Here is a 597-nt window from a genome sequence, read left to right on the forward strand (position 1 = left end):
GCAGCGTGGCCGTCACCATGACCAGCGCGCCCAGCACCGCGGTGAGGCGCAGCGGCAGCGACGCCGCCGAGATGACGACGGGCACGGACAGCAGCACCGAGAACGGATTGGTGAGACCGCCGGTCATGTAGAGCAGGCCGGCAAGCTGCAAGCTGTCGAAGGTCAGGATGACGAAGGCCGAGAGCGGGGTGAGCCGATGCGCCGCCGGATAGCGGAAGGTCAGCCACAGGTTCATCCACGCCGAACAGGCGATCAGCGCGAAGCACATGCTGACCGACAACGGGAATTTCAGCCCGTAGGCGACGACAAGCACCGTCAGGCTCTGGCCGACGATGGCCAGCCAGCGCAGCCGGATCAGCGTGTTGAGCCGCAGCCGCTGGCTTTGCTGGAAGTCTGGTGAGCGCAGGATGTTGATCATCGGCTTACGATTATAGCCGCAGGAGGGCAAGCGCTAGTGGCGCCAATCGGCAACGGGTGTCGTCAACCAGGAGGCTCGTCAAAGCTTCTGCCAAGACTAGGTCCCGCGCGGCTTGGCGCGGCTGGTGGCGGCGGCGGCGAGCGGGTTCTCCGGCCAGACATGGCGGGGGGAGCGGCCGC

General features: G+C 66.7%; 1 pseudogene. It reads right to left on the minus strand.

Annotated features, from left to right (window positions below):
* A pseudogene (locus EN738_RS34885) lies at positions 1-418 on the minus strand (sensor histidine kinase); the annotation flags it as partial.
* Between the last annotated feature and the right edge of the window lie 179 nt (positions 419-597).

It is taken from the genome of Mesorhizobium sp. M4B.F.Ca.ET.017.02.2.1 (assembly GCF_003998955.1).
Classification (GTDB): domain Bacteria; phylum Pseudomonadota; class Alphaproteobacteria; order Rhizobiales; family Rhizobiaceae; genus Mesorhizobium; species Mesorhizobium abyssinicae.